This is a genomic window from Corynebacterium sp. (assembly GCF_022712275.1).
Classification (GTDB): Bacteria; Actinomycetota; Actinomycetes; order Mycobacteriales; family Mycobacteriaceae; genus Corynebacterium.
Map to the genome: position 1 here is coordinate 57,397 of NZ_JALAGU010000037.1, position 24,731 is coordinate 82,127.

The following is a 24,731-nucleotide window of genomic DNA, read 5'->3' on the forward strand; positions in this document are numbered from 1 at the left end:
GCCTGCGAGTTACGGCCCACGCCCGGCGTCCTTTCCTTCGCCCCCCGGTCGGCCCGGCAATGTCCGCATCACGCAGCCTGAGGTTGCTGGAGATACCTCCGCAACGACCTCAGAGTGCGTGATGCGGGCATTCGGCGTTTCACACGGCTGTCGTCCTCCTGCTCCCCATCCTTGATGAGGGAGGGTTCGGCGACCGGCGTGACCGGGGAAGTGAGCCTGGACCGGGTGTCGGTGGATGCCGATTCCGTGAGGAACCCGAGGTGTGTCTCGTACCGGTCGATGACATCGTCGACGATCTGCTGCCTCGTCAGACCGTTGAGGTCGTGGCCCCGGGTGACGGTCTGGTCGAAGACCTCGAGGCGCAGGTAGTCCTCCTGCGACTGGGTACGGCGTCCTCCGGAGGACGGAACCGGGGTGGTGACCGGGGCGACCATGTACTGGGTGACCGGGGTCGGTGACCGGGTAGAAGAGCATGTCGATGCCGACGCCCGCGGCGAAGAGCATCGACACCCAGGTGGAGAGGCTGTAGGAGGGGCGCGAGTGGTCGGGGCATAGGCGGACCTTGCCGGTCCGGTCGACTGGTTCAGTGATGTCAGAGTCCTCGTGCTCGCTCACTCATTCTCTCTGTGTAGTTGTCCGTTCCGTCATATTGTCCACAGAACATTAACATCATTCACGTAAGATAATATGCGGCTGTCATCAATTTACTCTGCGGTTTCCGGTGGTCAGGGGGATGTTCCGGGGCGCTGCGGGGTGCTGCGGGCCGCTGCCAGTGAACCGGCAGGGGATGTGCCGGTAGGTCACGGGTTTCCGCAGGGGTGGTGTCAGCGGCGTGTCCGATACTCGGTGGTGTCCGGTGCTGACGGGCGGCGATCCACGCTGCCGTGCGCCGGCAGACCGCACACGACCGACAGCTTGAAAGGGGACCGGTACTCCATGACCCGTCACCTCCGCGAACGCTTCAGCCTTCCTTCCCGACCCGTCGCCACCACCGTGGAAGATCTCGTGCCCGTGCCTGAGCCGGTGCGCCACAGTGCCATCGTCTCGGAGTCGGCGGGCACCGGACGGTGGCGCGTCGTGCGGCGTCCTGCCTCGTAGGACGCGGCGGGAGGGGAATTCCTCCCGTGCGAAGCGACCGGTTTCCGGCCTCGGTCCCTGTACGCAACTGTGACGGATTCGCCCCGCTGTGACACTCAGCGTGGCTAATCCGTCATGATTGTGTACCGGTCGGCGCGGCTGGCGTGACTGGTCGCCGCCTACTTCTTCCGCGCGTGGTTGATCTGCACGTGCTTGGTCCGCGAGTAGTCCTGCAGCGCGTAGAGCGACAGGTCGCGGCCGTAGCCGGAGCCCTTGAACCCACCCCACGGGACCTCATTGGCGAGCACCAGGTGGCAGTTCACCCACACGGTGCCGGCGTCGATCTTCCGCGGGACGTCGATGGAGCGGGCGGCATCGGTGGTCCACACCGAGGCGGACAGACCGTACGGCGTTCCATTGGCCCGGCGGATCGCCTCGTCCTCGTCGGAGAAGGTCTCGACGGTGACGACCGGGCCGAAAATCTCCTCGGACGCCGCCTCCGTCCCCGGCTCCACGCCGGTGAGTACGGTCGGCGCGACGAAGAACCCGTCACCGTCGATCGCTGAACCACCGATGGCCGCCGTCGCACCCTCCGAGACAGCCCGGTCGAGGAAGCTGACGACGCGGCCGAAGTGACCCTGGGAGACCAGCGGGCCGATCTCCACGGACTCACCGGCAGCGGGATCGCCGATGACGAAGGTGGAGACCTGCTCCACCAGCAGGTCGACGAACTCAGACGCCACGGACTCGTGGACCAGGACGCGGGTCCCCGCACCGCATTCCTGACCGGAGTTCCAGTAGCCCGCTTCGCGGATCGCTTCCGCAGCGGCGGCCAGGTCGGCGTCCTCGAAGATGACCAGCGGCGCCTTGCCGCCGAGCTCCAGGTGGACGCGCTTGAGTGAGTCGCCGGCAGCGGTGGCGACCGACTGGCCGCTGCCCACGCTGCCGGTCAGCGCGATCATCGCGACATCCGGGTGCTCGGCGAGACGGTTACCGACCACGGACCCACGCCCGGTGACGACATTGAAGACACCGGCGGGCAGGACATCGGCGACGAGCTCGATGAACTTGAGCATGCTCAGCGGTGTATGCTCCGACGGCTTGAGCACCAGGGTGTTTCCGGCGGCGAGGATCGGGGCGAACTTCCACGCGCCCATGAGCAGCGGGTAGTTCCACGGCACGACCGCACCGATCACACCCAGCGGCTCACGCAGGATGAAAGAGGTGTGGTCGGTGACGTAGTCGCCGGCGCCGAGCTCGGTGTAGGCGCGCGCGGCTCCGGCGGAGAAGCGGAGGATGTCGACGGTCCCGGCGATGTCGTCATCGGCGACCGCCTTCGGCTTACCGCCGTTGGCGGACTCCAGCCGGGACAGCAGGTCGGCGTTCTCCTCGACGATGTCGGCCATGCGGTTGAGCAGATCCGCACGCTCCTTCGGCGTGGTCTCGCGCCAGGTCGGGAGCGCGGCGGACGCGGCGGCGACTGCGGTGTCGACCTCGTCGACGGTGCCACGCGCGACCTCGGCGAGGACCTCGCCGGTCGCGGGGTTGACCACGGTGGCGGTGTCGGAGGACGCAGCGTCCCGGAACGTCCCGTCGATGAAGTGCGTCAGCGGGGGCAGGTCGGCGGTGCCGATGAGCGGGGAATCGGAACGGAGGACGTCAGTCATGGGAAAGCTCCTGTCGGTTCTCGGGTGGTGATCGGTCAGGCAGTGGCGTCAGGCGGTGGCGTCAGGCGGTGGCGTCAGGCGGTGGCGAGTCGGGCGACGGCCGCACCGATGGCGGCGTCCGCCTCGGCGGAGACGTCGGCCATGGGGCGACGCGGGACGCCCACCGGAAGGCCCCGGTGGCGCAGCCCGGACTTCACCGCGGAGATGAAGGAGTCCTGGGTGATCATCGTGTCGATCACCGGGTAGACCTTATTCCAGCCTGCCAGGGCCTCGGCGAGCTTCCCGGCATCGATGAGGCGGACGACCTCGACGATCTCGGTCGGCACCACGTTGGCCGCCCCCGCCATCACACCGGCTGCGCCTTCGACCATGGCGCTGTAGATGTAGGAGTCCCAGCCGATGAAGGTGCCCAGCCGGTGACCGTGGTGGTGGATGAGCTGGAGCGCCTGCTCCCAGTCGGCGGAGGAGTCCTTGATGTAGCGGATGTTCTCGAACTCGTCTGCCAGGGCAGCGGCGTCGTCGGCGGCGAGGTTCACGCCGGTGGCGCCGGGGATGTTGTAGAGCATGACCGGCAGCTCGACGTTGGAGGCCACCTCGCGGATGTAGTCGAGGGTCTCGGTGAGGGTCAGCGGCTCGTAGTAGGGCGTGACCAGCATGAGCACGTCGGCACCGGACCTCTCCGCGGCCTTCGAGAAACGGATGGCCTGTCTGGTGGTTGTCGCACCGGTCTGGGCGATGACCGGGACGCGACCCCGGTGTGTCCGGCGACGGTGTCGACGAGCTGCTCACGCTCGGCGTCGGTCATCATCGCGAACTCGCCGGTGGAGCCGCCGGCGACGACGCCGTCGACACCGTTGTCGATCGACCGGTCGACGACCTTCTTGAGCAGGTCGACGTCGATGTTCTCGTCGGCGTCGAAGGGGGTGGACAGGGCGGTGAGGACGCCGCGCAGGTCGGCGGTGTTGTTCAGGGTCATGGTGTTCCTCCTAGGAAGCGACGGTGGGGGTGGACGTGCCCGCGGTGGATGCGAGGGCGGCGGTGTCGATGGTGGGCTGGACCCAGCCGTCCTCGCCGTGGGCGACACCGTCGGTGAGCCCGACGGCGGCGGTGTTGTCGTACTGGTGCTCGGTGGCGAGGATGCTCGCTGCGCGCTGGGCGGCGGTGAACGCCGAGGTGATGGCGGTCTCGGTGTAGAGGTTGCCGAGGTAGTCTCCGGCGAGGAAGACACGCTCCTCCGGCGCCATGAGCTCGCCCTGGATCTTCGCCCGACCGGGGAAGCAGTACGGGGCTCCGAGCGGCCACCGCTGGATGTGGGTCTCGGTGACGATGTCGGAGAAGCCCGGCAGGACCTCGTTGAGGTCGCGGTGGTACATCTCGGTGATCTCCTCGTCGCTCAGTGGCAGCAGGCGGTCTGCGAGGCTGGCGGGGGAGAAGACCATGACCGAACCACCGGGACGCCGCTCATCGGACAGGCCGTGGACGACATTGCCCTGGTTGAGCACGATGTTGAAGGAGCGCTTCGGGGTGGCGATGCCGTAGCAGTCGTCCCACGCCTGCGGGGTCTTTTCGTCGGTGAGGAAGGCGGCCGAGACATAGGCCCCGTACTGCACCTTGGACAGGGCGTCCCGCAGGGAGGGACGCAGGTCCACACCGATGCGGTGGGTGACCGGGGCAGGCGTGGCCATGACCGCGGTGCGGGCCTTCACCGCGTGCTCCACTCCGTCGCGCAGGTAGCGGACGGTGACGTAGCCGTCGTGCTGGGTGAGTTCCTGCACGTCGGCCTCGGTGATGATGCGGTCGGCCTGGGCGGCGGCGAGATTGCCGGTGAGGGTGGAGGGACCGCCGGCGATGGATCGGTTGAGTCCCTGGCCGATGTTCCAGACCAGGCTGAAGTAGCCGATGCCGGCACCGGCGGAGATCTGGTGGGGGTCACCGGCGGAGCGGGTGACGGTCGGGGTGAACAGGGCCTCGGCCTCGGGGGAGATGTCGCCGAGGTAGTCGGCGAAGGTGCGGTCGTTCTCGAAGTCGTAGATGCGCTGCTGGCGCGTTTCGCCGGACTCACCGGGACGCCTGCGGACGACCGCGGCGTAGCGCAGGACGTCCTTGCTGACCTTGGCGCCCGAGGTGAACATCCCGATGCGGTCCCTGAACTTGAGGGGGACCTGCAGCGGGTAGGTCTGGGCGAGGCCTTTGTCGATGAACTTGCCGTTCATGTGCAGGGCGGCGAGGTTTCCGGGGACCTCGACGAAGCGGGTGCCGGACTCCCGGAGAAGCTCGTCGGTGGAGCTTCCGGGACCGGAGAAGACGTGGCCGCCCCAGTTGAGGAAGAAGTCCCCGCGCTTTTCGGAGCGGATGCGTCCGCCGGTGCGGGGGGACGCCTCGAGGATCACCGTGTCCCAGTTGCGCAGTCGCCAGGCAGCGGAGAGTCCGGCGAGTCCGCCGCCGATGATGACGGCATCCTTCATGTCCGTCGTTCCTGTCATGTCATCCACGGAAATCCTCCTTCGGGGAGTGTGGTCTGTGTGCGGTGTGCTGGACAGTGACCGGGGATTCCGTGGTGTTTCGCACTCACGGCAGCCGCTGTTGTACCCGCCACAGTAATTTGTGATCACAGATCACACAAGACTTGCGAATGAAAAGTTTCCTGACGGTGCGTGACCTGCGGGTTCAGTGAATCTGGGCGAGACGGTGGCCGAGCGGGAAGTGCGTCAGGCGTCGTCGGAGAGGCTGGCACGGATACGCGCCCGCGCGTCATCGAGAGAAGTCGAGGTCGTCTCGGCGGCGGCAGCAGAGTCCCCACGGCGGACCGCGTCGATGAGGTTGCGCTGGTGGACCAGCAGTTCAGGGGAGACGCCGTCGCTGATGGACCGGCGGGCGCCGGCGATCTTGTAGTGGCGGCAACGGACCCACAATGACAGGATGGATTCGGTGAGCACCGGGTTGTCCGCGGCGTCGTAGACCGTCATGAGGATCTCCTCGTCGAGATCCAGGTACCGCACGACATCCCCCTCGTCGAGCGCCTCCTCCATGGCGGCGAACAGCCGGTCGAGCTCCGCGATGTCCTTCTCCGAGGCTGCCACGGCACCCAGTCGTGCCGCCTCGGTCTCCAGCAGCCGCCGGACGTTGTAGATGTTGAGCAGCTCGGCGGGCGTGAACTCCTTGACCATCGCACCGCGGTAGGGCTTCGTCTCGACGAGTCCGATCTCCTCGAGACGCTTGATGGCTTCACGCACCGGCATCACGCTGATACCCAGTTTGTCCGCCAGGTCGCGGATCTGCAGCCGGTCCCCGGCCTCGTACTCGCCGTCGGTGATCGCGGACTGCAGCGCCTCGAAAGCCATGTCGCCCACACGGGTCGCGGTGTCGAGACGGGTCAGTGCCATGGGGCGAGTATACCGGGGCTCAGGATTCCGGAGAGTCATCCCCGTGCGGATGCGGGGGTTCAGCGTCCCCGGAAGGTGTGGATGTCGAGGTGGTGGCAGGTGCGTCAGGCGAGGCGTGGGACGCTGCCTGTTCCGCGTACTCGGGGTGCTTCTCGATGAACTCGTTCTCCCACCAGTCCGCGTCCCTGATCCCGAGCTTCTGTGGGAAGAACACCGGGTCGATCCCCGCCTTGCGCTGATCTTCGTAGTCCACGACGACTTTGCGGACCGTCTTGGTCAGGAGTACGACGGCGAACATGTTGAGCCAGGCGAGCAGCGCATAGCCGATGTCGCCGGCCGCCCAGATGGCATCAGCGCTGATGACCGAACCGATGAAGGCGATGGTCACCGCACCGAGCTTGATGAGTCCCTCGAAGATGCGGTTGTGCTGCTCGCCGAGCAGGAAGATGAGGTTCGTGGTAGCGACGTAGTAGAAGAAGACCTGTGAGGTGAAGGCGAACAGAAGGATGGCGACAGCAACGAAGATACTGCCGAAACCGCTGAAGGTTCCGTCGATGGCCTGCTGGACGTAGTTCGGGCCGGCGACGAGGTCCGGGGCACCGTCGACGAGCATCTGGCCGGAGTCCGGGTCCTTGACGCTGTAGGAGCCGGTGACCACGATCATCAGCGCGGTGGCGGTGCAGATGAGGAACAGGTCGATGTAGATGCTGAAGGCCTGGATGATGCCCTGCTTGCCCGGGTGGGTCGTGTGGGCCGCGGCGGCGGAGAAGGTGCCCTCACCGAAGCCGGTGGCGGAGGCGAACACCGCACGACGCACGCCCCAGGAGACCGCGAAGCCGACGAGTCCGCCGAAGAGCTGGTCGGTGCCCATGCCCGACATGACGATCACACGGATCGCCTCGGGAACCTCGGTGATGTTGGCGCAGATGATGATCCCGGCGATGAGCAGGTAGCCGATGGCCATGAAGGGGACGACGGACTGCGCGACGTTGACGATGCGCTTGGTCCCGCCGACCACGACGAACCCGAGGATTCCGGCGACGACGGTGCCGGTGACCCAGGACGGGATGCTGAACGCCTGGTCCATCGAGGACGCGATGTTGTTGGCCTGGATACCGGGGAAGACGAAACCGTAGCCGATCATCGCGGTGAAGGCGATGGTGGCGGCGAGTCCGGGGGCGCGCAGTCCGTACCGGATGTAGTAGGGCATGCCACCGCGGTCTTCACCGTGGATCCGGCGTTTGAAGGTCTGCGCGAGGACCGCCTCGGCGTAGGCGCAGGTTGATCCGAGAAGACCGGTGATGATCATCCAGAACAGTGCACCAGGGCCGCCCATGGCGATGGCGGTGGCGACGCCGGCGATACTGCCGACACCGACGCGGCTCGACATGGTGAGTGCGAGTGTCTGGAAGGAGGTGAGTCCTCCCTCGGTCGATTCGCCTTCCTTGAGCTGCCGGATCATGTCCGGAAGACGGCGGAACTGGACGCCGCGGGTGATGATCGTGAAGAAGGCGCCGACGGCGAGAGCGACGTAGGCGAGGGGATTCCAGATCCAGTCGCTGACGCGGGTGAGCATGTCCATGAGGTCTCCGTCCTGGAGGTGACACCCGCCGGGAAGGATGTGGTCATGTTTTCATCACTCAACAATCTGGTCAAGTGCCCTGTTGTCTCGCCAGCTCAGAGAATGTTCGGAAATCTGTCGTTGTGCCCGGAGTCACACATGGACTAGTTTTGTGATCACACATCACAGCGATCTGTGGTGTGCGATGTTGAATTCCCACCACCTTGACACCCGCCGTGGGAGTGACATCATCGATCACATCGCCTGCCAGACCACGTCCCGGCCATCCCGGGGAAAGGGGGCCTCATGGACCTGACCCCGGAGGAGCTGCACGGACTGTGTGCAGCCGCCGCTGTCCGGGCAGGTGCGGACGCCGCCACCGCTGATTCTCTGGCGGCGGCGACCGTCCGCACCGAACTCCGCGGACGCTCCGCTGTCGGAGCATCCCATCTCACCGACCATCTGGACGCGGTCCGCCGCGGTGCCGTCGACGGCACCGCGGCCCCGGTTGTCGAACGTCGGGGCGCGGTCGTCCGCGTCGACGCCTGCCGTGGCACCGTCCAGCGTGCCGCGGACGATGCCCTGCCCGATCTGCTCGATGCGGTGGCTGAGCACGGGGCGGGCATACTCGCCGTCTCGAATTCCTACACCTGCGGGGAACTCGGCGACTACACAGCCAGGCTCGCTGACCGGGGATACGTCGCACTGGCTGCGGCGAACGCCCCGGCCGCAGTAGCCCTGGGTGATGACGGTGCGCCGGTGATCGGGACGAACCCGGTGTCGCTTGCTGCCCCGGCAGGGGACCGGCCGTTCCTCATGGACCAGGCGGTCAGTCCGACTGCACTGGTCTCGGTGCAGGCGATGGCGGACGCCGGTGAGCCGTTGCCGGACGGTTGGGCGGTGGATGGCACCGGAACACCCACCCGGGACGTCACCGCTGCCCTGGCTGGTGCACTTCTTCCGGACGGTGGATACCGGACCGGTAACATCGGTCTGGCCGCCGAGGTCCTCGCCGGACTCGCCGGCGGGACCTGGTCACTGGACGCGCCCTCGTTCACTGACGGATCCGAGTGCCCCTCCACCGGGATGCTGCTCATCGCCATCGACCCGTCGGCGCTTGTCCCGGGCTTCCCGGAACGGCTGGGGGTCCACCTTTCCAGACTGGAACGTGACCATGGCGTCCACGTTCCCGGGCGGCGGCGCAGTGACGCAAGATCAGTCACCGTCGACGACGGGGTCGTCCGCACACTCGCCGAGGAGTGAGTACCGGGAAGTGGGCTACGCCTTCATCCGCTCAGCGCGCAGAGTGGCGACCTCACCGGTCAACTGCTCGGCGAAAGCCCCGGTCATCGGCGGCAGGTCGGCCAGCGCGACACCGGTCGCCTTGGCCAGCAGCAGGTCCGCGAGCTGAGGATTCCGGGCGAGCACCGGGCCGTGCATGTAGGTCGCGATGACCGACCCCTGCACCGCACCCTCGTGGTAGACCTCGACCTTCGCGGTCTCCGGGCTGAGACCGGCGGTCAGGGCGCCGTGGGCGTCCGTGTTGCCGGTGCCGTGGGTGACATGACCCAGCGGTCGGGCGTCCGGGCCGAGGATCGTCGCGCCCTGGTGGTTCGCGAACCCGGTGAGCGGCTCGGTGAGCTCTTCCATCCCCGGGGCACGCATGCCCTGCTTCGCCGGCACCGACTTCAACTCACCGATCATGCGGGTCTGCAGTGACGAGGTCGTCGCGTCGATCAGTCCCAGCCCGTCGACCATCCGGTCGGAGGCCCGGAAACTGTGGCCGAAGACCTGCAGTCCGGCACAGATCGCCAGGACGGGGCATCCCGCATTGACGGCGCGGGTCATGCCGCCGTCGGCGATGAGATGCTCGGCGGCGAGGGTCTGGGCGACGTCTTCACCGCCACCGACGGTGTACACGTCGAGGCCCTCGGGCACGGCGTCCCCGAGCGTGATGCGGTGGATCCCGGCGTCGAAGCCGCGCATCCGCGCCCGCTGCCGCAGGACCAGGGCGTTGCCGTCGTCGCCGTAGGTGCCGAGCACGTCCGGCAGGACCAGTCCGATAGTCAGTTCAGCCATTCTGCTGCTCCTTCTTCGCGGTGTTCTGCACGGCCTTCTTCAGGTCGCGGTTCAGGTCCCGGAAGGCGGTGTAGTTCGCCAGCACCTCGACCCGGCCGGGCGGGCAGGCGCGCAGGGCGTCCAGCATGTCCGGCACCGTGTCATGCTCCACCCCGGCGTATCCGAGCCGGACCGCCAGGTCGGCGGACCGCTCACCGGAGGAGACGACCTTCATCCCCTCGAAGTTCTCGAAGACCACATCCCACAGCCAGGACAGGTCCTGACCGTCGGCGACCTGGCCGTTGACCGAGATGACCAGGCCGTCGGCGGTGCGGTCCACCATCGACAGGGCCTCCTGCCAGCCGGCCGGGTTCTTCGCCAGCAGCAGGTGCACCTCGCGCCCCTCGAAGCTCACCGTCGCATAGCGTCCGGCGACATTGTCGACCCGCTCGGCAGCGGCGACGGCGTCCTGCTCGGGGACACCGAGGGCGACGGCGGCGGTGACGGCCTGCGCCGCATTGCCGCGGTTGGCGTCGCCCGGGAGGGTGAGGTTCAGGTCCCGGTCGCCCTCAGGGGTGTGCAGGCCGGACGGGTCGACCGTCACGCTCGGGGTCGGACGCCGGAACTCTGAGCCGTCGGCCAGTGGCTTCACCGCGAACCAGTCGGGAGAGCCGTCGGCCTTCTCGGTGCGCACGATCGCACCACCGGTGCGCGGACAGCTGGTCGAGTCGCCGGTGAAACCGACCCCGGCGGAGACCCACACCACGTTCGGGCAGTCCCAGGCGACCGAGGTGACCTGCACATCGTCACAGTTCGCGATGACGGTGAGGTCGGGGTTCGCACTCACGTACTCGCGCAGGACGCGTTCGATCTTGTTGATCTCGCCGACGCGGTCGAGCTGGTCACGCGAGAGATTCAGCAGCACGAGCACATCGCAGTCGAGCTTCGTCGCGATGTGCGGCACGTGCAGTTCATCGACCTCGAGGACGAGACGCTGGGCATCACGGCCGGCGAGCAGTGCGGAGATGACACCGGCGTCCATGTTGTCGCCACCGTCGTTGGTGCATACGGTGCCGATGCCGCGGACGGCTTCGGCGAGCATCCGGGTGGTCGTCGACTTGCCGTTCGTGCCGGTGACGATCGCGCAGGGACGACCCTGCCCGAGCTGTTCCATCAGCTTCGGGTCGATGAAGTCGGCGACGAGACCGCCGATCATGCCGCCGTTGCCACGGCCGGCCTTGCGGGACGCCCAGGTCGCCAGGTCGGCGGCGCGGACGGCGAATGAGGTGCGCAGACCCATCAGATCACCTTATCTACTTGGACTGGTTGGACTGGTTGGACCGGTTGGACTGGTTGGATCGGCGGTTCGCCCCGGAACGACGCCGACGCCGTGCCCCGGAACGGTTCGATCCCGACCCGGAGCTCCCGCCGGAACCCTGCTTCTTCTGGCCCTGCTTCTTCTGCTGCCCGCCGCCGGAATTCCCGGAGGACCGTCGTCGGTTACGGTTGCGGTTCCGGTTCCCTGAGGAACCGTTGGATCCGGAGCCGGAGGACGCGGTGGAGTTCCCGGAACCGGAGGCAGGGCCGGTTCCACCGTCGTTGCCGCGGGCTTCGCCGTGCTGCTGCGGTTGGCGGATCGGGGTACGACGGTTCGACTGCGCAGACCCCTGACGGCCACCCTGGTTCCCACTCTGGCGTCCGCCCTGGCGGTTGCCCTGCTTCTTGCGCGGGCGACCCTGGCTGCCGCGCTGCGGTGCGGGAATGCGGGGTGTGGCGGGGCGCGTCTCCGGCTCACCGGTGGACGGTGTCCCGGGCTCCACGTCCTCGAGGGCGTCGAAGAACCCGGTGTCGGTGAACAGGGGGATGTTCTTGCGGTGCGCGTGCATCGCTTTACCACGCAGCTCATGGTTGGCGTTGCACACCACGAGGCTGGAGGTCCGGTTCAGCTTCTCGCTGTAGACCAGGCCGGCACGGAGGCCCGCGGAGATGATCTCGTCGGGATCTGTGGCGACATCGGGGCTGACCACGAACTCCATGCCCTCGGTGAGTCGACGGTCCTCACCGGGCGTACCGGGGTTGGCGTAGGGACGCGGGGTCGTGGTGGCGTCCACCCGGACGGTGGAACGTTGCAGACCGAACCGGTCGGCGGTGAGGTCGGCGGGCACCGCGGACTGGATGATGCCGCGACCGGCGTCCGCCAGGTCCTCCTGCACGAGGTGCAGCGGAAGGAGGATACGTGCATCGGCGAGGAGGAGTTCATCGGCGCCGGTGTCGGTGCGCGCGTCGGAGGCGACGGCCCCGAGGTCAGGGAGGGTGTCGGCGGCCAGTTCCAGGCCTTCGGTATCGCGGTAGTGTGCGGCGATACTGCGCAGCCGCGGGTCGATGACAGGCACCGACTGGCGGCGGGCGGTGGTCATCGTGTCGACGATGCGCTCGGGGACCGGCACGGCGATCTTGCGGGGACGCCGGGAGTTGCGTCGGCGGCCACGGTTGGCGCCCTGCGGGGCCGACCGGTTGGCGGCACGCTGGGCGCGACGGTACTCCTGGATAATGAAACCCCAGGTCAGTGTGGTTCCGTGGCAGATGACGGTACGGCCGTCGAGCAGGTTGAACAACAGCGGGGCGACGGTCGCGAACCCGGGGGCCTGGCCGAGGTCGGCCTCGGTGTAGCCGTGGAGGTGCCACGGGCCGGGGTCTTCGCCGGGGTTGATCTGCTGGACGACGCCGGTGAGCTCGGTCGTGCCGGCGTCGGTCGCTGAGCCGGTGCTGCCGGAGAGATCGCTGCCGTCGCTGCAGGCCGGGCGGTTGCCGGTGAAACTGACCGGGGTGCCCTCGGCGTCGTAGAGCACGGCGGCGACGGCGACCAGTCGCGAGGTCGTGGGGTGGATACCCGACGCCGCGACAGTCAGCGCGACGAAGGGGGCGGTCTCGGCGTCGGGGATCTCGCCGTGGAAGGTCTTGGGGACGCGCGTCGGACGGTTCTGCTGGTCCGCCCGTCCGTTGCCGACGTTGTTGCTCCGGTCGGACGCGGTGGTCTCGGTGGTGGCGTCGTCGGCGGCCTGCGCGGAGTTCTTGGTGCCCTGCGTCCGCTGGTTCTTCTGCGCGGTCTGCTGCACATCCTGCGAGGGGGGAGCGGCGCGGCGGTGGACCTGGCGGCGACGCCGACGCCGGGAGCGTCCGGCCGCAGAGGTTCCGGAACCCCCGGTGGTCCCGGAATTCCCGGCGCTGTCGTTGTCCGGGCCCGTGGAAGTCATGGAGCCATCATACTGTCCGGGTCCGGTACGGGGTGAAGCACCGCAGCATTCGGGTGAGGATCAGGGGCGAGGATCAGGGCCGTGCCACCCGTCACTGCGCCATCAGGTTGAATGTGGCGCCATCCGGCTGTGTCGATCCCGGCGGAAAACCGACACAACCGGATGGCGCTGGACCGTATCCGATGGCGCAGACAGGGAGGGCAGGGGCGACACGGTGACAGAGAGGCTCAGACCTGGCACACAAAAGGAAGGCACGGCCCCGGGTGGGGACGGTGCCTCCCTGAATGCTGCGTCGGTGCCACGCCACTACAGGACGCGGTGTGCTGCGACCTACACGCCGCCGGCCAGGACCGAGGCCTCGTTGGCGTACGCGCGGTTGACCGCGGAAGTCATCGCCTTCAGGGAGGCGTAGGTGATGGAGCCGGCGATGCCGACACCCCACACCTTCTGGCCGTTGACCTCGGCCAGGACGTAGGCCGCGGCCTCGGCGTCGTCACCGGCGGTGCGGGCGTGCTGGGTGTACTCCTGCACCTCGAAGTCCACGCCGAGCGACTCCAGTGCCTGGGCGTAGGCGGCCAGCGGGCCGTTGCCGCGTCCCTGGATCGTCCTGTGCTCGCCGTTCCACTCGATCTCGGCGGTGACCTTGGTCTCCGAGCCCTCGGTCTGGGGGCCGTCGACAGTCACGGAAATCTGCTCCAGCGGGGAGACGCGGTCCAGGTACTCCCCGGAGAAGATGTCCCACATCGCCTTGGAGTTCACCTCGCCACCCTCGGAGTCGGTGACCGCCTGGACGACGGCGGAGAATTCGACCTGCATCGGGCGCGGCATGTCCAGACCGTGGTCGGTCTTCATGATGTACGCGACGCCGCCCTTGCCGGACTGCGAGTTCACGCGGATGACGGCCTCGTAGCTGCGGCCGATGTCCTTCGGGTCGATGGGCAGGTAAGGGACCTCCCAGATGATCTTGGCGAACTCTTCGTCGCTGATCTCGTTGGCGTGGGCACCCGGGTGCGCCTCGTCGGCCATGTAGTCCATGCCCTTGTTGATGGCGTCCTGGTGGGAACCGGAGAAGGCGGTGAAGACCAGGTCGCCGCCGTACGGCGCACGCTCGTGGACCTCCAGCTGGTTGCAGTACTCCACCGTGCGGCGGATCTCCTCGATGTCGGAGAAGTCGATCTGGGGGTCCACACCCTGGGTGAACATGTTCAGGCCCAGGGTGACCAGGTCGACGTTGCCGGTGCGCTCACCGTTGCCGAACAGGCAGCCCTCGATGCGGTCCGCGCCAGCCATATAGCCCAGCTCGGCGGTGGCGACGCCGGTGCCGCGGTCGTTGTGCGGGTGCAGGGACAGCAGCACCGAGTCACGTCGGGAGATGTTGCGGTGCATCCACTCGATGGAGTCGGCGTAGACGTTCGGGGTGATCATCTCGACCGTGGACGGCAGGTTGATGATCATGGGGTTGTCCGGGGTCGGGTCCATGATCTCGATGACCTCGTCACAGACCTCCTTGGCGTACTCGACCTCGGTGCCGGTGTAGGACTCCGGGGAGTACTCCCAGCGCCAGTTGGTGTCCGGGTAGTCGACCGCGATCTCCTTGATCAGGTGCGCGGCGTCCGTCGCCAGCTGCTTGATGGCGGCCTTGTCCTTACGGAAGACCACCTTGCGCTGCAGGATGGAGGTGGAGTTGTAGAAGTGCACGATGACGTTCTTCGCCCCCTCGCAGGCCTCGAAGGTCCGGCGGATCAGGTGCTCACGCGCCTGGACCAGGACCTGGATGGTGACGTCGTCGGGGATCATGTTCTTCTCGATGATCTCGCGGACGAAGTCGAAGTCCGTCTGGGAGGCCGAGGGGAATCCGACCTCGATCTCCTTGTAACCCATCTTGACCAGCAGCTCGAACATCCGGCGCTTGCGCTCCGGGCTCATCGGGTCGATCAGGGCCTGGTTACCGTCGCGCAGGTCGACGGCGCACCACTGCGGCGCCTTGTCGATGACCTTGTCCGGCCAGGTGCGGTCCGGCAGCTGGAAGCGCTCGACCTCGGTGAAGTGCGGCTGGTAGCGGTGGACCGGCATCTGGGACGGGCGCTGCTTGTTCCAGGCGGGCTGCCCGGCCGGGATCTCACCTGCGGGGGTGTCGATCCGGGCGGGGGCGGAGATGAAGGAATCGCTGGGGGTCATGGTGTGCTCCTGTTGCAGGTTCGACGCCGGTGGTGCGTCTCCGGTGGAAAAATACTCTCAACACCGACCGGCACGACTCAACTCCGCGACGGGGAGCCGGTCGGTTTATGCCCTGACCCCGCCGCGGCTAAGAAGGAGAAGCTGACCGCGGAACGTGTTCACGTCGGCAAGTGTAACCCACAGCCGCCGGGAAGTGTGACACGGCCCATAGTCCCCACCGCATCCGGGGGGAACGCCACCGTGGCGCCGCACCCCCGCTAACGTCGTGGGCGATGTCCACCCAGAGTCCACCGTCCGCGCAGCGGCACCGCCGGTTCCCGGTCGTGCCGCTTGTCGCACTGGTCACCACCGTGCTGATGTACTCCGCCCTGCTGCTGGTGATGCAGATCAGGGGCTCCCGCCACGGCATGACCCTCACCGAGGTGATGATGCAGTGGGACTCCCGGTGGATGACGCTCATCTCCCGTCACGGCTACTCCGGCTTCGCCATGGGGGACGCCGGGACGCCCGGTGGCGACCCCATTGAATGGCAGTCCGTGGCGTTTTTCCCGGGCTACCCCTGGCTGGTGCAGGTCCTCGCTGCGCCGGTCCGCATCCTCACCGGTGCCGAGATCACCGTCGCCGCTGCTGCGGTCGTGTCCGTGGCGGCGTCCGTGGCCATGGTCTGGGGGTTGGGGCGGCTGGCCGTCGACCGTCTCTGGCCGCGGGTCGCCGGCGGTGACCCCGGGCGACCTGTCTCCCCGGTGACGGCGGCGGTCCTCACCCTGGCGGTCGGCGTCCTCGCCCTCGGCGCACCGATGTCGGTGGTGTACGTGATGCCGTACTCGGAGTCCCTGTACACGGCGCTCGCGGTGTGGGCCGTGACCATGCTGTTGCGACGCCGCTACCTCACGGCCGGCGTCCTCGTCCTCTTCGCCGGGCTGACGCGGATCACCGCCGTGGTACTGGTGCTGACGCTGGCGGTGGCTGCTGCGGTGGAGTTGTGGCGCTGGTGGCGGGAGAGGGAGGGCGCCGGGAGGGTCGTGCGGGCCTGCGCGGCACCGGTCATCGGCGTCCTCGGGATCGCCGGGTACATTCGCTGGGCGAACGGCCGTACCGCGGAGATCGGCGGCTACTTCGAGGCCCAGGAGCGGGGCTGGCACTCCGGCTTCGACGCCGGACAGGCCACATGGAACTGGATCACCTCGTCCTCCCTGGACCTCACCACGACCGTCGGTGAGGGCGGGACCACCGACGGCACCATGCCCGGCTACGCGATCTCCACCTGGTCGATGATCCTCGTCGCCGTGCTGTGTGTGGCGTCCCTGTGGCCGCTGCTGACCGGCCGGATGCCGTGGCAGTTGTGGCTGCCTGCGGTGGCAGTCGCCGGTATGACGCTGGGTTCCGACGGCATCATGCACTCGCGTCCCCGGCTGCTGCTGATCCCGGTGCTCTTCCTGCTGCTGCCGCTGGTGGTGTGGGCACTGGCCCGGTTGCGCGCGCTGTTGGTGGTCCGGCCGTGGCTGGCGGGGATCCCGGTGGTCGTCGGGGTGGCCTGGTGTGTGGTGGGCTTCTGGGCCTCCGCCGAGATGCTGGTCGACTTCGCCTACGCGATCTGAGCCGGCTCAGTCCACGCTCTTGCGCGACAGGACGACGGTACTGGCGACCATGACCCACAGGGCGGCGGCCATGGCGATCCAGCCGAGCCCGTGGACCTGGAACTTCTCCGCGAGCAGCGTGTAGCCCAGTATGAAGGCGACGATCGGCTCACCGATGGTCATCGCGGGCAGGGAGTTCTTCAGCGCCCCTGCGTTGAAACTGAGCTGCTGGACGCCGGTGCCGATCGCCGCGCACGCCAGCAGTCCGTAGCCTTCCCAGGAGGTGATCAGACCGTGGATCCCGTCGGCGGTGAAGATCGCGACGACGGCCTTCGACAGTACCGCGAGATAACCCATGATGATGCCGGTGACCAGGCCGAGCAGCAGGGCCCGCTGGTTGGCGGGGCGGTGGCCGGCCAACCAGCACATCGCCACTATGACCACCAGGCCGGCACCGAGGGCGATGAACCAGTCGTCCAGCTCGGGGATCGACCGGCCGGGCAGTGGCTTACCCCAGATCACGAGGACGCCGACCGCCACAGTCAGCAGTCCCGCCCAGAACATCTCGGATTTCGAGACGCGGCGTCCGTCGAACTTCGCTGACAGCGGCAGCGTGAACATCAGGGAGAGCACGAGGATCGGCTGGACGACCAGCAGGGTGCCGAATCCGAGGGCGACGATCTGCAGGCCGTAGCCGGCCAGGGCGCACAGAACTCCTCCCCACCACTTCGGCCGCATGACAGCGGCGAGCAGTGGGGAGCCGTGGGCGTCGTCGGGGTCGCCGGAGGTCTGCTCCGCGATCTGGTGTCTGAGGACCGTGCCCCAGGCGATGGTCAGTGCGGAGAGAAGGGCGAAGACGACAGCGAGGGCGTTGCTGTGCATCATCGTGGCATCAGGCTATCCGAGTTCACCTCCCGACGGTGAAACGGCCGGTGCCCGGGGACTACTTCGCGAAGTACTCCTCGATCTGGTCGAGGATCTCCATGGCGGAGAAGTAGTCGATGCGGAAGGCGGAGGCGCCGAGCTCGAAGACGCGGTCGTGTGTCACCGCGTAGGTGTTGGCGAGGGTCGGGATGGCCTTGAGCTTGTCGATGACCGGCTCGGTGCCGTCGACGTTGATGCCGAGCACGGTCTTGCCGACCAGTGCCTTGTCGGCATTCTCGCCGGTGACCTGGCGGACGTCGGTCCGGCCGGCGTAGTCACCGTCGGTGCGCGCGACGTCGTCACCGGGGACGGAGAGTTCCCAGCCCAGATCCTTGATGATCTGGCCCTGGGCGGACTCGGCGGTCATGAAGTTGAGGTTGCCTTCCTGGGCGGGCAGCACGACGTTGACGGGCTGCTCCGGCTCCTCGATGTTCTCCTTGACCTCGGCGACACGGTCCTCGTAGGACTGGATGGCGTCGGCGGCCTCGGACTCGTGACCGGTGATCTCGCCGACCTGGGTAGTCAGATCGGTCCAGGTCTTGTCAGAGTAGTCGAGGACGACGACGGGCACGCCGATCTTCGTCAGCTCGTCGTACTGCTCGGTTGCCACATCCGCGCCCTTGGCGGCGACGACGATGAGGTCCGGGTCCTCGGCGGCGACCTTCTGCAGGTCAGGCTCGAGCTACCAGAGTGCCTTCACGCCCTGTTCGTCGGCCTCCTCGGCCCACTGGCTGAAGAATCCTTTGTCGTCCGAGGTAGGGCCGGCCTTGGCGCCGCCGGAGGCGACGACCGGGGCATCCACGGCGAGCAGGGAGCCGGTCAGGGTCACCGAGGTGGAGACGATCTTCTCCGGCTTGGCGGGGATCTCGACCTCCTCGGTGTCACCGGTAGGCTGGCCGTTTTCGATCACGAGGGAGTCGACGGTGCGGGGCCAGGTGCCCTGTTCTGCGTCATCGGAATCAGAGTCGGAGTCCGACCCGTCGGCGGAGGCGGAGGCCGAGGTTCCGGTGTCCGAATCATCGTCGTCGTCGGAGCAGGCGGCGACACCGAGGGTGAGGGCGGTGGCGGCGGCCACGGCAGCGACGGCGCGGGACCGGCGGAACAGTGCGCGTGAGGACATGGAAGATCCTTCTCTCGAAAAACTCTTGGGTCAGTGGCATCCGGGGTCCGGGCACCTACCACGACAGGGTAAACGAAACCTCGCCTCAGTTCACGCCGGTCAATTACGGGGGGTGACGCAGCGGCGGTGCCCGTCACTTCACCCGTCACCTCATGACGTCACTTCACGAAGAGTTCGTCGATCCGGTTGAGCATCTTCATCGCCGAGTAGTAGTCCATCCGGAACAGCTCCGGCGGCATGGCGAACACCCGGTCATTCTGCACCGCGTAGGTGTCGGCCAGGATCGGCATGTTCTTCAGGTACTCCGCCGGATCCTCGCCGATGCCGGAGTCCACGGCCAGCACCGTGTGTCCGGTGAAGGCCTTGTCCTGGTTCTCCGCGGTGACCTGTCTGACGTCGGTGCGTCCGGCGAAGGGACCGTCGGTGCGCGCGACATCGTCGCCGGGCACGGTGAGCTCCCAACCGAGGTCGGAGGCGACCCGGCCCTGCGGTGACTCGGCCGTCATGTAGTTGGCGTTGCCCGACTTGTCGGCACTCGGCAGCACCAGGCTGACCGGCTGCTCCGGGTCCTCGATATTCGCCTTCACCTCGGAGACGCGCTCGTTGTACTCGTCGATGCGGGCCGCGGCGTCCGCCTCCCGGCCGGTCATCTCGCCGATCTCGGTGGTGAGATCCTTCCAGTCCATGTTGACGTAGTCGAGGACCACGACCGGCACACCGATGGCCTGGATTTTCTCCAGGCCGGGGACGGCCGTGTCCTGGCCGTTGGCGGCGACGAGGATGAGGTCCGGATCGGCGGTGACGATCTTCTCCAGGTCCGGGCTGAGCTGCCAGAGGCTCTCCACGCCCTTCTCCCGGGCCTCGTCGGCCCACTGGTTGAAGAAGCCCTCGTCGTTGTCCGCGGTCGAGCCGGTGGTCGCGCCACCGGTGGCGATCACCGGGGCGTCCACCGCCAGCAGGGAACCGGTGAGTCCCACGGCGGTCGAGACGATGCGCTGCGGCTGCTCGGGAATCTCCACATCCTCGGTCGCGCAGGTGGAGATGTCCATCTGGTCGGTGCAGTCCAGGTGGTGGTTCTCCACTGCGAGCGAGGAGACGGTGCGCGGCCAGGAGCCGTCGCCGGAACCGCCGCCCGTGGTGTCCCCGTCGGAACTGTCGTCGGAGCAGGCGGCGAGGCCGGCGGTCAGGATGAGTGCGGCGGCGACGGCGGTGGCGGCACGGAAACTGTGGCGGCTGTGGTGACTGAGGCGGCGGTTGCGGTCGGGGCGTCGGAACGGATGGGGCATGCGGGGTGTCCTCTGGAAGTGGGGTGTCAGGGAAGTGGCTACGGTAGCCGGGGAATGCAGTCCTGCTACCGGGCAAGCCAATGCTAGCCTTGCCCCGAACCGTTCCGTGGAAAGGACCCCCGTGCCCCGCATCAGTCGTGACACCGACATCTACCCGATCTCCCTGCGTGAACTGGAGGTGCTGAGGGTCGAGGATGTCACCCCGGCGATGCGCCGCGTCACCTTCGGTGGGGCCGGCCTGCTCGCCCACACCCGTGACGGTGAACCGGTGCCTGCTCTGGTCAGTGACGGTTTCGATGACGATGTCCGGCTGATCCTCCCCGATCCGGAGACCGGGGAGCGCCCGTACCCGAAGTCCCTCGGTGACGGTCGACTCGACTGGAACGAGCAGGTCAACGACCTGTTCCGGACCTACACCGTGCGTACCTGGTCACCGGACGCCGGGGAATACGGCGAGCTCGCCATCGACTTCGCCCGCCACGGCGCAGGTCTGGCTGAGGGCTGGTCCGCTGCGGCGTCCGCCGGTGACAAGGTCTTCGTCGCCGGACCGAAGAACTGCGGCGCCCACCCGTCGCACACCGACTGGCTGCTGCTCGTCGGTGACGAGACCGCCCTGCCCGCCATCGGACGCTGCCTCGAGGAATGCCCGGCCGACCATCCCGTCGTCGCCGTGGTGGAGGTCCCGACCCGCGCCGACATCCAGGACATCGACTGCGCCGCCGACCTCGACATGCACTGGGTCGTTCGCGACGAAGGCGGCGACTTCACCGAGGAACTGCTCACCCACGTCCGCGGCGGCGGGAAACTCCCGGAGGGGACGCCGTTCCTCTGGGCCGCAGGTGAGGCCGGGCGGCTGAAGACGGTCCGCACCCTTGCCAAGAAGATGGGCGTGCCGCGTGAGCACGTCGAGATCGTCGGCTACTGGCGACGCAACAACGCCGTCGCCGAGGGAGCGACCGCCGGTACCGCCGGAACCTCCAGCATCTCCCCGCTCATGGAGCTCTACGAGATGGCCGAGATCGCCCCCGGTCTGGCCCTACGCACCGCAGCCGAACTCCGCCTCTTCGAGCTGGTCGACGCTGCGGTGGAGGCTGCCGGAGCATCCGGTGCGACCGGTGCGTCTACGACCGCAGCCATCCCGACTGTCGCTGACGTCGCGCCCGCCGTCGGAGTCGAGGGCGGCGTCCTCCTGCGGTTCCTGCGCTACCTCGAGTCGCTCAAGCTGATCACCCTCATCACCCCGGAGGATGACGGACTCTCCGGCGGGGACGCTGCCGCGCTCACCGGCGTGGGCCTGACCTCCCTCGGCCAGGAACTCTCCGACCCCGAAGGACCGGTCTCCCGGCTAACCGGCCCGGACGCCCTGCGTCCGCTGTCCTGGCTGCACCTCACCGAGGGGCTGCGCTCCGCCGCCCCCGTCCATGTCGGTTCCACCGGCTCCACCTGGGAGCAGCTGCGTGCCGCGGACCCGGGCATCGTCGAGAACCTGGCGGACGCCGAGGCCACCCGCGCCCAGTGGGTCGCCCCCGCCCTGGCCCAGGGATTCGGGCAGCTCTCCGCGCGGCTGACCGGGGGAGAGGGTCTGAAGTCGGTCGCCGTGGCCGGCGCCGGGGAAGGCACCGGCGCCGCGGTCTACGCCGATGAGCTGCTGCGCCACCACGATGACCTGTACGTCGTCGTCCTCGACACGGGTGCCGGTACCGACCGGCTCATCGCCGAGGTCGACAAGGCGCGCCGGGACCGGGTGACTGTGGTGGCATGGGACCGGGAGACCACCCCGGACGTGCACGCCGGAGCGGTCCTCGTCGTCGACCCCTGTGCCCTCGTCGCTCCGGAGAAGGTGGCCGGGCTGCTGGCGTCCGCGGCCGGGATCGCCCCGCGGGTCGTCGTGGTCACCCGACTGCTCGCCGAGTCCGGTGACGAGGATCACGACTACGAGGAGGACCTCACCCGGCTGCTCCTCGAGGGCCGGTCGCTGCCCACCAGGCGGGACCTGTCCAGGGCGATTTCCGCCGCTGGGCTGACCGGGGTCGCTGACCTGCCCGTCGGCTGGGGGACGCACGCCGTGGTGACGTTGAAGATCTAGCCGGGGTCTAGCCAGGGTCGGGCCAGGGTCTGGCGGTCCCCGTGCTTCCACAGCCTTACCTGGTCAGGTACGCTGGGCAGGTCTGAAAGTTCACACCCGCAGCAGTAGACGGAGTAATCGACAGTGGCCCTGATCGTCCAGAAGTACGGTGGTTCATCCCTGGAGAGCGCCGAGCGCATCCGACGGGTCGCCCAGCGCATCGTGGAGACCAAGAAGGCGGGCAACGACGTCGTCGTCGTCTGCTCGGCGATGGGTGACACCACCGACGAATTCCTCGACCTCGCCAACCAGGTCAACCCGGTGCCGCCGGCACGCGAGATGGACATGCTCCTCACCGCCGGTGAGCGTATCTCCAACGCCCTGGTCGCCATGGCGATCGACTCCTTCGGTGCTGAGGCACAGTCCTTCACCGGCTCCCAGGCCGGCGTCATCACCACGGAGCGGCACGGCAACGCCCGCATCGTGGACGTCACCCCGGGGCGGGTCCGCGAGGCCCTCGACGAGGGCAAGATCTGCCTCGTCGCCGGCTTCCAGGGTGTGAACCGGGAGACCAAGGACATCACCACCCTGGGACGCGGTGGGTCGGACACCACCGCCGTCGCACTCGCCGCGGCGCTCAAGGCCGATGTCTGCGAGATCTACTCCGATGTCGACGGCGTCTACACCGCCGACCCCCGGATCGTGCCGAACGCTCAGAAGCTCGACCACATCTCCTTCGAGGAGATGCTCGAGATGGCCGCCGTCGGCGCCAAGATCCTCATGCTCCGGTGCGTGGAGTACGCCCGCGCCTTCAATGTCCCGATTCACGTCCGTTCGTCATTCAGCAACGAGACCGGCACCATCGTGTCCGGCTCTGTGGAGGATATTCCTGTGGAAGAAGCAGTCCTGACCGGTGTCGCCCATGACCGTTCCGAGGCCAAGGTCACTGTCCTCGGCATCCCCGACAAGCCAGGTGAGGCCGCACGGGTCTTCCGCACCCTGGCGGACGCCGAGATCAACATCGACATGGTCCTGCAGAACATCTCGACCGTGAACGACAACCTCACCGACATCACCTTCACCTGCCCCCGCGAGGACGCCCCGCGTGCCGTCGAGCTGCTCAAGGGCCTCCAGGGGCCGGAGGTCGACCAGAAGTTCGGGTCGATCCTCTTCGACGACCAGATCGGCAAGGTCTCCCTCGTCGGCGCCGGCATGAAGTCCCACCCGGGCGTCACCGCGGACTTCTGCGAGGCGCTGCGTGACGTCGGCATCAACATCGAGCTGATCTCCACCTCCGAGATCCGCATCTCCGTCCTCATCCGCGACACCGACCTCGACAAGGCCGTCGCCGCCCTCCACGAGCGCTTCCAGCTCGGCGGCGAGACCGAGGCTGTCGTCTACGCCGGTACCGGCCGGTAACACCCAGAAAGGCACATCACCCATGACCACTCTCGCCGTCGTCGGTGCGACCGGACAGGTCGGCCGCGTCATGCGATCCATCCTCGTCGAGCGGAACTTCCCCGCCGACAAGGTCCGCTTCTTCGCCTCGGCCCGCTCCGCCGGTTCCGAGATCGGGTTCCGCGGCGAGAAGATCGTCGTGGAGGACGTCGCCGCGACCCCTACCGAGGAGCTCAAGGGCATCGACATCGCCCTGTTCTCCGCCGGTGGCGGCACCTCCCGTGAGCACGCCCCGCGGTTCGCCGAGGCCGGTGCGACCGTCGTCGACAACTCCTCGGCCTGGCGCAAGGACCCCGAGGTCCCGCTCATCGTCTCCGAGGTCAACCCGGACGATGCCCGGGACGTACCCAAGGGCATCATCGCCAACCCGAACTGCACCACCATGGCCGCCATGCCGGTCATCGGTGCGCTGCACGCGAAGGCCGGTGTGACCCGCCTGCACGTCTCCAGCTACCAGGCCGTCTCCGGTTCCGGTCTGGCCGGCGTGAAGGCACTGTCCGAGCAGGTCCGTGACAACGTGGGCAACCTGGAGAAGCTCGCCACCGACGGCTCCGCCCTGGTCGCCGGGGACTTCGGTCCGTACGTCGCACCGATCGCCTTCAATGCGCTGCCGATGGCCGGCAACCTCGTCGACGACGGCTCCCTGGAGACCGACGAGGAGCAGAAGCTGCGCAATGAGTCGCGCAAGATCCTGCACATCCCGGACCTGCGCGTCGCCGGTACCTGCGTGCGTGTCCCGGTCTTCACCGGCCACACCATGACCGTCCACGTCGAGTTCGCCGAGTCGATCACCCCTGACGAGGCGAAGGCACTGCTCGAGGGGACGCCGGGTGTGAAGGTCGTCGACGTGCCGACCCCGCTCGCCGCCGCCGGTGTGGACGAGTCTCTCGTCGGACGCATCCGCCAGGACCAGTCGGTGGACGACAACAAGGGCCTGGTGCTCGTCGTCGCCGGTGACAACCTGCGCAAGGGTGCCGCACTCAACACGATCCAGATCGCGGAGCTGCTGGTCTAGTTCCTGGATCCGGCTCTCCGTGGGCCAGGTACGACCCGAGGGGTTGGTCTGACACTGCCAGACCAACCCCTCGGGTCGTTGTCGGGGATCCGATCCCTTGTGCCGCCG

At 67.8% G+C, this 24,731-nt stretch carries 21 protein-coding genes and 1 pseudogene; 6 read left to right on the forward strand and 16 right to left on the reverse strand.

All coding sequences use genetic code 11. The features are described from left to right. Positions 1-68: 68 nt before the first annotated feature. Positions 69-434, reverse strand: coding sequence for a hypothetical protein (locus Q0A27_RS08790; protein ID WP_291474678.1), 366 nt, complete (start codon positions 432-434; stop codon positions 69-71). Between the two features lie 58 nt (positions 435-492). Beyond that, positions 493-615 (reverse strand): annotated as a pseudogene (locus Q0A27_RS15035) (hypothetical protein); the annotation flags it as partial. Positions 616-936: 321 nt separating this feature from the next. Between Q0A27_RS15035 and Q0A27_RS08795 the strand changes: the two are divergent. Next, on the forward strand, positions 937-1,098 hold the full coding sequence (locus Q0A27_RS08795; protein WP_291474679.1) for a hypothetical protein: 162 nt from the start codon (positions 937-939) through the stop codon (positions 1,096-1,098). Between the two features lie 158 nt (positions 1,099-1,256). Here Q0A27_RS08795 and Q0A27_RS08800 read toward each other — a convergent pair whose 3' ends face one another. From Q0A27_RS08800 to Q0A27_RS08820, 6 genes are all read right to left on the reverse strand, one after another. Continuing rightward, positions 1,257-2,744 carry an aldehyde dehydrogenase family protein gene (locus tag Q0A27_RS08800; protein ID WP_291474680.1) on the reverse strand — a complete coding sequence of 496 codons (1,488 nt, stop codon included), beginning with the start codon at positions 2,742-2,744 and terminating at the stop codon, positions 1,257-1,259. 74 nt (positions 2,745-2,818) lie between these two features. Next, positions 2,819-3,481 carry a dihydrodipicolinate synthase family protein gene (locus tag Q0A27_RS08805; RefSeq protein ID WP_367273317.1) on the reverse strand — a complete coding sequence of 221 codons (663 nt, stop codon included), beginning with the start codon at positions 3,479-3,481 and terminating at the stop codon, positions 2,819-2,821. Then, the gene (locus Q0A27_RS15040; RefSeq protein ID WP_367273315.1) at positions 3,370-3,720 is read right to left on the reverse strand and encodes a dihydrodipicolinate synthase family protein; all 351 of its coding nucleotides are present in this window, start codon (positions 3,718-3,720) and stop codon (positions 3,370-3,372) included. Before Q0A27_RS15040 ends, Q0A27_RS08805 begins: the two co-directional genes overlap by 112 nt. 10 nt (positions 3,721-3,730) lie before the next feature. Continuing rightward, positions 3,731-5,227 (reverse strand): NAD(P)/FAD-dependent oxidoreductase, encoded by a 1,497-nt coding sequence (locus tag Q0A27_RS08810; RefSeq protein WP_291474732.1) that lies wholly within the window; start codon positions 5,225-5,227, stop codon positions 3,731-3,733. Between the two features lie 225 nt (positions 5,228-5,452). After that, positions 5,453-6,127, reverse strand: coding sequence for a GntR family transcriptional regulator (locus tag Q0A27_RS08815; protein WP_291474681.1), 675 nt, complete (start codon positions 6,125-6,127; stop codon positions 5,453-5,455). 19 nt (positions 6,128-6,146) lie between these two features. Then, a complete protein-coding gene (locus Q0A27_RS08820; RefSeq protein WP_291474683.1) occupies positions 6,147-7,709 on the reverse strand; it encodes a sodium:alanine symporter family protein in 1,563 nt (520 codons plus the stop codon). A 285-nt stretch (positions 7,710-7,994) separates the two neighbouring features. Between Q0A27_RS08820 and Q0A27_RS08825 the strand changes: the two genes are divergently transcribed. After that, positions 7,995-8,951, forward strand: coding sequence for an Ldh family oxidoreductase (locus Q0A27_RS08825; protein ID WP_291474685.1), 957 nt, complete (start codon positions 7,995-7,997; stop codon positions 8,949-8,951). 15 nt (positions 8,952-8,966) lie between these two features. On the opposite strand, the gene Q0A27_RS08830 is transcribed toward Q0A27_RS08825, so the two are convergent. The 4 genes from Q0A27_RS08830 to leuA all read right to left on the reverse strand — a co-directional run bounded on the left by Q0A27_RS08830 (position 8,967) and on the right by leuA (position 15,178). Beyond that, positions 8,967-9,767, reverse strand: coding sequence for a glutamine amidotransferase (locus Q0A27_RS08830; protein ID WP_291474687.1), 801 nt, complete (start codon positions 9,765-9,767; stop codon positions 8,967-8,969). Then, positions 9,760-11,046 (reverse strand): MurT ligase domain-containing protein, encoded by a 1,287-nt coding sequence (locus Q0A27_RS08835; protein ID WP_291474688.1) that lies wholly within the window; start codon positions 11,044-11,046, stop codon positions 9,760-9,762. Before Q0A27_RS08835 ends, Q0A27_RS08830 begins: the two co-directional genes overlap by 8 nt. Before the next feature lie 13 nt (positions 11,047-11,059). Next, positions 11,060-13,000: a DNA polymerase III subunit epsilon gene (locus Q0A27_RS08840; RefSeq protein WP_291474689.1), complete on the reverse strand. Its 1,941-nt coding sequence runs from the start codon at positions 12,998-13,000 to the stop codon at positions 11,060-11,062. A 330-nt stretch (positions 13,001-13,330) separates the two neighbouring features. Further along, on the reverse strand, positions 13,331-15,178 hold the full coding sequence (gene leuA / locus Q0A27_RS08845) for a 2-isopropylmalate synthase (protein ID WP_291474690.1): 1,848 nt from the start codon (positions 15,176-15,178) through the stop codon (positions 13,331-13,333). A 272-nt stretch (positions 15,179-15,450) separates the two neighbouring features. Between leuA and Q0A27_RS08850 the strand changes: the two genes are divergently transcribed. After that, a complete protein-coding gene (locus Q0A27_RS08850) occupies positions 15,451-16,776 on the forward strand; it encodes a hypothetical protein (protein ID WP_291474692.1) in 1,326 nt (441 codons plus the stop codon). Positions 16,777-16,782: 6 nt separating this feature from the next. On the opposite strand, the gene Q0A27_RS08855 is transcribed toward Q0A27_RS08850, so the two are convergent. The 4 genes from Q0A27_RS08855 to fepB (Q0A27_RS08870) all read right to left on the reverse strand — a co-directional run bounded on the left by Q0A27_RS08855 (position 16,783) and on the right by fepB (Q0A27_RS08870) (position 20,085). Continuing rightward, positions 16,783-17,637 (reverse strand): DMT family transporter, encoded by an 855-nt coding sequence (locus Q0A27_RS08855; protein ID WP_291474734.1) that lies wholly within the window; start codon positions 17,635-17,637, stop codon positions 16,783-16,785. A gap of 61 nt (positions 17,638-17,698) precedes the next feature. After that, positions 17,699-18,349, reverse strand: coding sequence for a Fe2+-enterobactin ABC transporter substrate-binding protein (fepB, locus tag Q0A27_RS08860; RefSeq protein ID WP_291474736.1), 651 nt, complete (start codon positions 18,347-18,349; stop codon positions 17,699-17,701). 12 nt (positions 18,350-18,361) lie between these two features. Beyond that, positions 18,362-18,799 carry a hypothetical protein gene (locus Q0A27_RS08865; RefSeq protein WP_291474693.1) on the reverse strand — a complete coding sequence of 146 codons (438 nt, stop codon included), beginning with the start codon at positions 18,797-18,799 and terminating at the stop codon, positions 18,362-18,364. A 158-nt stretch (positions 18,800-18,957) separates the two neighbouring features. Then, positions 18,958-20,085: a Fe2+-enterobactin ABC transporter substrate-binding protein gene (gene fepB / locus Q0A27_RS08870; RefSeq protein WP_291474694.1), complete on the reverse strand. Its 1,128-nt coding sequence runs from the start codon at positions 20,083-20,085 to the stop codon at positions 18,958-18,960. A 121-nt stretch (positions 20,086-20,206) separates the two neighbouring features. Between fepB (Q0A27_RS08870) and Q0A27_RS08875 the strand changes: the two genes are divergently transcribed. From Q0A27_RS08875 to Q0A27_RS08885, 3 genes are all read left to right on the forward strand, one after another. Next, positions 20,207-22,171 carry a siderophore-interacting protein gene (locus Q0A27_RS08875; RefSeq protein ID WP_291474695.1) on the forward strand — a complete coding sequence of 655 codons (1,965 nt, stop codon included), beginning with the start codon at positions 20,207-20,209 and terminating at the stop codon, positions 22,169-22,171. A gap of 123 nt (positions 22,172-22,294) precedes the next feature. Then, on the forward strand, positions 22,295-23,569 hold the full coding sequence (locus Q0A27_RS08880) for an aspartate kinase (RefSeq protein ID WP_291474696.1): 1,275 nt from the start codon (positions 22,295-22,297) through the stop codon (positions 23,567-23,569). A gap of 22 nt (positions 23,570-23,591) precedes the next feature. Further along, positions 23,592-24,623 carry an aspartate-semialdehyde dehydrogenase gene (locus Q0A27_RS08885; RefSeq protein ID WP_291474697.1) on the forward strand — a complete coding sequence of 344 codons (1,032 nt, stop codon included), beginning with the start codon at positions 23,592-23,594 and terminating at the stop codon, positions 24,621-24,623. Positions 24,624-24,731 lie beyond the last annotated feature (108 nt).

Coding starts and splice junctions, on each gene's coding strand:
- Q0A27_RS08790 (WP_291474678.1), bottom strand. CDS start 434: ATGGTCGCCCCGGTCACCACCCCGGTTCCGTCCTCCGGAGGACGCCGT.
- Q0A27_RS08795 (WP_291474679.1), top strand. CDS start 937: ATGACCCGTCACCTCCGCGAACGCTTCAGCCTTCCTTCCCGACCCGTC.
- Q0A27_RS08800 (WP_291474680.1), bottom strand. CDS start 2,744: ATGACTGACGTCCTCCGTTCCGATTCCCCGCTCATCGGCACCGCCGAC.
- Q0A27_RS15040 (WP_367273315.1), bottom strand. CDS start 3,720: ATGACCCTGAACAACACCGCCGACCTGCGCGGCGTCCTCACCGCCCTG.
- Q0A27_RS08810 (WP_291474732.1), bottom strand. CDS start 5,227: ATGACAGGAACGACGGACATGAAGGATGCCGTCATCATCGGCGGCGGA.
- Q0A27_RS08815 (WP_291474681.1), bottom strand. CDS start 6,127: ATGGCACTGACCCGTCTCGACACCGCGACCCGTGTGGGCGACATGGCT.
- Q0A27_RS08820 (WP_291474683.1), bottom strand. CDS start 7,709: ATGGACATGCTCACCCGCGTCAGCGACTGGATCTGGAATCCCCTCGCC.
- Q0A27_RS08825 (WP_291474685.1), top strand. CDS start 7,995: ATGGACCTGACCCCGGAGGAGCTGCACGGACTGTGTGCAGCCGCCGCT.
- Q0A27_RS08830 (WP_291474687.1), bottom strand. CDS start 9,767: ATGGCTGAACTGACTATCGGACTGGTCCTGCCGGACGTGCTCGGCACC.
- Q0A27_RS08835 (WP_291474688.1), bottom strand. CDS start 11,046: ATGGGTCTGCGCACCTCATTCGCCGTCCGCGCCGCCGACCTGGCGACC.
- Q0A27_RS08840 (WP_291474689.1), bottom strand. CDS start 13,000: ATGACTTCCACGGGCCCGGACAACGACAGCGCCGGGAATTCCGGGACC.
- leuA (WP_291474690.1), bottom strand. CDS start 15,178: ATGACCCCCAGCGATTCCTTCATCTCCGCCCCCGCCCGGATCGACACC.
- Q0A27_RS08850 (WP_291474692.1), top strand. CDS start 15,451: ATGTCCACCCAGAGTCCACCGTCCGCGCAGCGGCACCGCCGGTTCCCG.
- Q0A27_RS08855 (WP_291474734.1), bottom strand. CDS start 17,637: ATGCACAGCAACGCCCTCGCTGTCGTCTTCGCCCTTCTCTCCGCACTG.
- Q0A27_RS08865 (WP_291474693.1), bottom strand. CDS start 18,799: ATGTCCTCACGCGCACTGTTCCGCCGGTCCCGCGCCGTCGCTGCCGTG.
- fepB (WP_291474694.1), bottom strand. CDS start 20,085: ATGCCCCATCCGTTCCGACGCCCCGACCGCAACCGCCGCCTCAGTCAC.
- Q0A27_RS08885 (WP_291474697.1), top strand. CDS start 23,592: ATGACCACTCTCGCCGTCGTCGGTGCGACCGGACAGGTCGGCCGCGTC.